This window comes from Lapidilactobacillus mulanensis, assembly GCF_003946215.1.
In the GTDB taxonomy this organism is placed as follows: domain Bacteria; phylum Bacillota; class Bacilli; order Lactobacillales; family Lactobacillaceae; genus Lapidilactobacillus; species Lapidilactobacillus mulanensis.
Window position 1 is genome coordinate 1 of sequence record NZ_RHOW01000070.1, and the last position, 5,381, is coordinate 5,381.

The window sequence follows — 5,381 nt, forward strand, 5'->3', positions numbered from 1 at the left end:
TTAGAATCTATGTTTTAAAAAAAGGACGAGAGGCTTTTCTATTTACACATAAAATTTGACACTCTCTTTACATAAACAATACTAAATATTTACATTCATCAGTTATACTGAGTTCGTAACATAGAAAAAAGAGGAGAATGATATTATAATGAAAAGCAAAAAATTGTTTTCAACACTCATCATTTTAGGGCTTTCTGCATTAACCTTGACAGCTTGTGGTAGCAAAACAGCTCAAAAATCCAGTAGTTCTTCAACTGACTCTGGGAAAATAACCGCGGTAGGTTCTACAGCATTACAGCCACTAGTGGAACAGGCTGCAAATGACTATGCAGGAAGCCATTCTAAGGTTAACATTACAGTTCAAGGTGGCGGATCAGGAACGGGACTTAGCCAAGTACAAGAGGGTGCAGTTCAAATTGGTAACTCTGATATTTTTGCAGAACAACAGTCTGGTATCAAAGCAGCTAAGCTTATTGATCATAAAGTTGCAGTAGTTGGCATGACCCCCGTTGTTAATAAGGGTGTTTCGATTAAAAATTTGTCTATGAAGCAATTAAGAGAAATATTTACTGGAAAAATTACAAACTGGAAACAGGTCGGAGGCAAAAATCAAAAAATTACTGTCGTTAATAGGGCTCAAGGTAGTGGAACCAGAGCAACTTTTGAATCAGCAGTCTTAGATGGAAAACAAGCTGTCAAATCACAAGAGCAAGATTCAAATGGTACAGTTCAAAAAATTGTTGCATCAACCCCAGGAGCAATCAGCTACTTAGCATTTTCATATGTTAATACAAAGATTAAAGCTTTATCTGTTGATAATGTAGAACCGAAAGATAAAAATGTTGAGAATAACTCATGGAAAATTTGGTCCTACGAGCATATGTATACACAAAAGGATCCAAAAAAAATTACTGTTAATTTCATTAAATATATGAAATCAAATAAGGTTCAAAATGGGTTATTAAAAAAGCTGGGGTATATTAGTATCTCAAACATGAAAGTACAGAAGGATTCTAATAACAAAGTAACCAATAAGTAATTGACTCAATTAATTTTTGTGGCTAGATGTGATCATATTTAGGTATGATCATATTTAATTTCAGCCCTCATTCATTAAAGGATATGATGTTTTTAGATGAATAATATAAAAAAAGAACTTAATATGGCTTCAAAAGAAACTAGGCAAGATAGTATAGGTAGATTTATTAGTTACTTTTGTATCACTATAATTGGTGTTTTAGTAATATCTATCATCTATTTTATTACTTCACGTGGCTTAACGATGTTTTTTGCTAATCACGTCAAACTCTCAGATTTTCTATTAAAAACAACCTGGAATCCCGGAACACTGGATTCACATGGTAAGCCAGAGGTTGGGGCATTGCCAATGATTGTTACCTCTTTTTCAGTCACTATTTTATCTGCGATATTAGCAACTCCGTTTGCTATTGCTGTAGCTTTATTTATGACAGAATATGCGGACAAAAGAGGAGCAAAATTGTTACAATCAGTAATTGAATTATTAGTTGGAATACCTTCTGTTATATATGGTTATATTGGCTTATCAGTTGTTGTGCCAATGATTAGACACATATATGGAGGAACTGGTTTCGGGATTCTTGCTGGAACAATTGTTTTGTTTGTCATGATTTTACCAACAATCACGTCCCTGACAGTCGATAGTTTGAGGGCCGTTCCACAGCATTATAGACAAGTTTCACTTTCTTTAGGAGCTACTAAATGGCAAACTATATATAAATTAATATTGCGAGTAGGGACTCCGGGAATATTAACAGCAATTATTTTTGGTATGGCTAGAGCCTTTGGAGAAGCTTTAGCTGTTCAAATGGTCATTGGTAATGCTGCTATTATGCCTAAAAATCTCGTTTCTGTTGCCTCTACATTAACAAGTCAATTAACAACGGGAATTGGGAATACAGTATTAGGAACGTTTGCTAACAATGCTTTATGGTCCTTAGCTTTAGTATTATTAATAATGTCTTTACTGTTTAATACTTTAGTTAGAATAGTTGGAAATAAGGGGGCTGTGAAAAATGAACGCAAAAACAAGCAATAAGGTTGCTACTGCGGTAATATATTCATTTGTTGGTATTGTGGTGTTGCTGCTGTTTTTTTTAATCGGCTATATTTTAGTAAATGGAATCCCCTATATTTCATGGCACTTTTTAACATCACCATCTCAGTCATTTTTGGCTGGTGGGGGTATCAGAGATCAGTTATTTAATTCTATATATTTGTTAATATTGACTCTTATTATTTCTGTTCCCATAGCTTTGGGATCTGGCATTTATTTAGCGGAGTATGCTCCCGATAATGTAATAACCAAATTAATTAAAACGGCGATAGAAGTGCTAAGTTCTCTACCATCAGTTGTTGTAGGGCTATTTGGATATCTTTTGTTTGTTATAAAATTTGGATTCGGTTTTTCCATTTTAACTGGTGCGATTGCTTTAACCTTTTTCAACCTACCATTATTAACTCGCAATATTGAAGAATCAATTAACGATGTTCCTGATTTACAACGTGAGGCGGGGCTTTCTTTAGGAATTTCACGTTGGCGTACCATGGTTAAAATTGTGCTTCCTTCTGCATTACCAGGAATTTTAACAGGAATTATTTTAAGTGCTGGTAGAGCTTTTGGGGAAGCGGCTGCATTGATCTATACATCGGGACAAAGTGCACCAATTGTTAATTATTCTAATTTTAATATTTTTAGCCAGTCAAGTTTCTTAAATCCAATGCGACCAGCAGAAACACTGGCTGTTCATATTTGGAAACTAAATACTGAAGGGGTTACTCCTGACGCACATAGTATTTCTAATGGTTCATCAGCCGTTTTGATTATAGTTATTTTATTATTTAACTTGGGGGCCAGAGTCATTGGAAATGCTATATATAGAAAGATTACGTCAGGAAGGCGAGGTTGAGATAATGGGAAAAAATAATTTGGGTGCAGAAACAATTATGATTCCTAGAGAGGAAATTGCAATTGAAACCAAAAAAATTGATGTATATTATGGTAGTAATAAAGCAATAAGTAACGCAAGCTTAGCTTTTCCTAGATTTAAAATTAGTGCTTTAATTGGGGCTTCAGGATCTGGAAAATCCACTTTTTTACGTAGCTTAAATAGGATGAATGATGGCATAGCTACAGTTAAGGGTGAAATTATGTATAGAAGTACAAACATTAACTCTGTAAAAGTAAATGTTTACCAAGTTAGAAAACATATTGGTATGGTTTTTCAACGCCCAAATCCTTTTGCAAGATCCATACGTAACAATATTACTTTTGCTCTAAAAGAACATGGAATACACGGTGAAGACGAATTGAATAAGCGTGTAGAAGAAAGTTTACGGGCAGCTGCATTGTGGGACGAGGTGAAGGACTCTCTTGATAAAAGCGCGTTGTCCCTATCTGGTGGGCAAGCACAGCGATTGTGTATTGCAAGGTCAATAGCATTAAAGCCTGACATATTGTTATTAGATGAGCCTGCCAGTGCACTAGACCCTGTTTCCACTTCGAAAATAGAAACTACTTTGCGAGAATTAAAAAAGAAGTACACAATTATAATTGTGACACATAATATGCAACAAGCATCTAGATTAAGTGATTATACTGCTTTCTTTCATATGGGAAAAGTTGTCGAATATGGGCAAACAAATAATATTTTTACTAGTCCAAGAGCTAATATAACTGAAAAATATATTTCTGGTAATTTTGGTTAGTTACATCGATGTAAGGAGCTTGATAATGAGCAAAATAATAACTAGCGAAAACGTATCTGTTTATTATGGAAAGCAGAGAGCTATTAACAATATTAATCTAGATTTCAATGTACACAATATAACTGCTTTAATTGGTCCATCCGGATCTGGAAAATCAACTTATTTAAGATGTTTAAACCGTATGAATGATTTAATTAACAATGTTACTGTCAGCGGAAGTATTAAGTTGAATGGAAAAGACATCTTTTCACCTCAGATGGATATCGTGAATTTAAGAAAGACAGTAGGCATGGTCTTTCAGCAACCCATACCATTTCCATTTTCTATTTATGAAAATGTAGCTTATGGATTACGATTGAACGGAATTAAAGAAAAAAAGATACTTGATGTACGAATCGAAAAAGCTTTAAGACAGTCAGCTTTATGGGAAGAAGTTAAGGATTCTCTTCATGATAACGGGTTTTCACTTTCTGGTGGACAGCAACAACGATTATGTATTGCTCGAGTCTTAGCGGTGGAACCAGAAGTTGTTTTACTGGATGAGCCTACCAGTGCATTAGACCCTATTTCTAGTGCTCAAATTGAAGATACCTTAGTTTCGTTAAAAAATGAGTTTACATTTATTATCGTTACACATAATATGCAACAAGCTTCGCGTATTTCTGATTGGACTGCCTTTTTTTTAGATGGTAAATTGGAAGAATATTCGGCAACTAAAAAACTCTTTTTAAATCCTGATAAGGAAAAAACAAGTGATTATCTTAACGGTAAATTTGGTTAAATTATGGGTATTCGGACAGAAGGGAGTATTTGGTTATGTATGAACTGTTTTCTGATGAACTAAAAAAATTACAGGGTCGTTTTATGGAAATGGGCGTCAATATAAGCGAACAAATATATAGATCTACCAAATCCTTTATTGACCATGATGAAAAGCTGGCAACAAAAGTGATTGAAGAAGACCAAAGAACAAATAATGAGGAAATTAGTTTAGAAAAACAGGCCCTTGAAATTATTGCCCTACAACAACCTGTTGCAACATATTTTCGTATTATTATAAGTATTTTAAAGGCCAGTTCTGATATGGAAAGAATGGGAGATCATGCGGTCGGCATCTCTAGAGAAACTATAAGAATTAAAAAAGATCAACACACTAAGTCATGCGAAGATAAGATCTCGGGTATGACGATGCTAGTTAGAGAAATGCTTGAGAATGTTCTGGATGCTTATGCTACCCTTAATGAAAAAAATGCTAGAAAAGTAGCCACGATGGATTTGCAAGTTGATGAGTATTATATTATGATTCGAAACGAGATTAACGAGATGGTTAAAAAGGATCCAGAAACTTTCACTGCTAATTATAGTTATATTGAGGTATCAAAATTACTAGAAAGAATAGGTGACCATATCGTTAATTTAGCGGAATGGATTGTTTATAGTAAGTCTGGACAAATTGTCGAGTTAAATCCGGGGAAATCTGATCCTGATTTGCTTCATAAATTAGTCAATGAAAAAATAAATTCAAAGAAACATTGAATAGTCGGCTGATGGATTAAACATAAAGTAATAACTAAAGGTTGAAAGTTAATCTTCCAAGTGAATCCTCGTCATACGGGGATTTTTTCGTACAAAAA

6 protein-coding genes are annotated in these 5,381 nt (G+C 34.2%); all 6 read left to right on the forward strand.

Annotated features, from left to right (window positions below):
• Nucleotides 1-148: 148 nt before the first annotated feature.
• The 6 genes from EKM67_RS10240 (at nt 149) to phoU (ending at nt 5,283) form a co-directional block, all read left to right on the forward strand.
• Nucleotides 149-1,039 carry a phosphate ABC transporter substrate-binding protein PstS family protein gene (locus tag EKM67_RS10240; protein ID WP_125578891.1) on the forward strand — a complete coding sequence of 297 codons (891 nt, stop codon included), beginning with the start codon at nt 149-151 and terminating at the stop codon, nt 1,037-1,039.
• A gap of 96 nt (nt 1,040-1,135) precedes the next feature.
• Nucleotides 1,136-2,077, forward strand: coding sequence for a phosphate ABC transporter permease subunit PstC (pstC, locus tag EKM67_RS10245; protein ID WP_125578892.1), 942 nt, complete (start codon nt 1,136-1,138; stop codon nt 2,075-2,077).
• The gene (gene pstA, locus EKM67_RS10250; protein WP_125578893.1) at nt 2,055-2,948 is read left to right on the forward strand and encodes a phosphate ABC transporter permease PstA; all 894 of its coding nucleotides are present in this window, start codon (nt 2,055-2,057) and stop codon (nt 2,946-2,948) included. Before pstC ends, pstA begins: the two co-directional genes overlap by 23 nt.
• 4 nt (nt 2,949-2,952) lie before the next feature.
• Entirely contained in the window at nt 2,953-3,747 is a 795-nt protein-coding gene (pstB, locus tag EKM67_RS10255) for a phosphate ABC transporter ATP-binding protein PstB (RefSeq protein WP_125578894.1), read from the forward strand.
• A 25-nt stretch (nt 3,748-3,772) separates the two neighbouring features.
• Nucleotides 3,773-4,528 (forward strand): phosphate ABC transporter ATP-binding protein PstB, encoded by a 756-nt coding sequence (pstB, locus tag EKM67_RS10260; RefSeq protein WP_125578895.1) that lies wholly within the window; start codon nt 3,773-3,775, stop codon nt 4,526-4,528.
• 35 nt (nt 4,529-4,563) lie between these two features.
• The gene (gene phoU, locus EKM67_RS10265; RefSeq protein ID WP_125578896.1) at nt 4,564-5,283 is read left to right on the forward strand and encodes a phosphate signaling complex protein PhoU; all 720 of its coding nucleotides are present in this window, start codon (nt 4,564-4,566) and stop codon (nt 5,281-5,283) included.
• Nucleotides 5,284-5,381: the final 98 nt, after the last annotated feature.

What these genes read in the sequence shown, in the direction of transcription:
- EKM67_RS10240 (WP_125578891.1), top strand. Translation starts at nt 149, where the DNA reads ATGAAAAGCAAAAAATTGTTTTCAACACTCATCATTTTAGGGCTTTCT.
- pstC (WP_125578892.1), top strand. Translation starts at nt 1,136, where the DNA reads ATGAATAATATAAAAAAAGAACTTAATATGGCTTCAAAAGAAACTAGG.
- pstA (WP_125578893.1), top strand. Translation starts at nt 2,055, where the DNA reads ATGAACGCAAAAACAAGCAATAAGGTTGCTACTGCGGTAATATATTCA.
- pstB (WP_125578894.1), top strand. Translation starts at nt 2,953, where the DNA reads ATGGGAAAAAATAATTTGGGTGCAGAAACAATTATGATTCCTAGAGAG.
- pstB (WP_125578895.1), top strand. Translation starts at nt 3,773, where the DNA reads ATGAGCAAAATAATAACTAGCGAAAACGTATCTGTTTATTATGGAAAG.
- phoU (WP_125578896.1), top strand. Translation starts at nt 4,564, where the DNA reads ATGTATGAACTGTTTTCTGATGAACTAAAAAAATTACAGGGTCGTTTT.